This window comes from Bacillus pretiosus (genome assembly GCF_051294775.1).
Lineage (GTDB): Bacteria > Bacillota > Bacilli > Bacillales > Bacillaceae_G > Bacillus_A > Bacillus_A wiedmannii.
Map to the genome: position 1 here is coordinate 1 of NZ_JBPPHF010000418.1, position 289 is coordinate 289.

The 289-nt window shown below is 38.4% G+C and carries 1 protein-coding gene; it reads left to right on the forward strand.

What is annotated here, in order from left to right; genetic code table 11:
• Positions 1-289 (forward strand): DUF444 family protein (locus tag ACSG5Z_RS31530; RefSeq protein ID WP_435712920.1); only part of this gene is annotated, 289 nt, incomplete at both ends.

Sequence of the window (289 nt, forward strand, 5' to 3'; positions counted from 1 at the left end):
GAATATAAGATTAGGTACAATTATGATAAAAACAAACACGTTGGGCAAGGAAATGGTGACAGCAACGTTGGTGATGTCGTTGCGAGAGATGGATCAGGTGGTCAAAAGCAAAAAGGACCAGGAAAAGGGCAAGGAGCAGGGGACGCGGCTGGAGAAGATTATTATGAAGCTGAAGTCTCTATTTTAGAATTAGAGCAAGCATTTTTCATAGAGTTAGAGCTGCCTAATTTAAAGAGAAAAGAAATAGATGAAAACCGGATTGAACATGTTGAATTTAATGACTTTAGAT